Annotated in this window: 1 protein-coding gene; it reads right to left on the reverse strand. The window is 64.3% G+C overall.

Annotated features, from left to right (window positions below; all coding sequences use genetic code 11):
• On the reverse strand, window positions 1-532 hold a 532-nt coding region (locus IEZ19_RS50175; RefSeq protein WP_308429119.1), incomplete at both ends, for an alkaline phosphatase family protein.

Genomic DNA, 532 nt, shown 5'->3' on the forward strand with positions numbered 1-532 from the left:
TGTCCATCTGGTTCATCGGGTGGATCCCGAGGATCTGCTCGATGGTGCGGACCACGGTGACCTGCGAGTAGTAGTGGCTGTCGACGACGCCGTGGTTGGCGTACGGGCTGATGATCTGGACCGGCGCACGGTGGCCGTCGACGTGGTCCTGGCCGGCCTGGGAGTCGTCCTCGACGATGAAGATCGCCGAGTCCTTCCAGTACTTGCTGTGCGAGATCTCGTCCACCATCCGGCCGACGGCGAGGTCGTTGTCCGCGACCTGAGCGGCCGAGTTGGCCGGACCACCGGTGTGGTCGTTGGACAGCCAGAACATGTTCAGGGCGGCAGGACCGTTCTTCTCGAAGTCCTGCTTCCAGATCTGCTCCTTGTAGATGTCCGGCACGCTGGTGTCGAACAGCGGGAAGCCCTGGACCGACACGTCGTTGAGCGAGGGGATGTCCGAGCCGACCTTGATGGGGTACTTGGTCTGCGCCCCGGTCGCGGCCATGTCCTGGGTGTCGCAGTACAGGTTCTGCCAGGTCGAGCCGGACGG

It is taken from the genome of Streptomyces brasiliensis (assembly GCF_014647875.1).
GTDB lineage: Bacteria > Actinomycetota > Actinomycetes > Streptomycetales > Streptomycetaceae > Streptomyces > Streptomyces brasiliensis.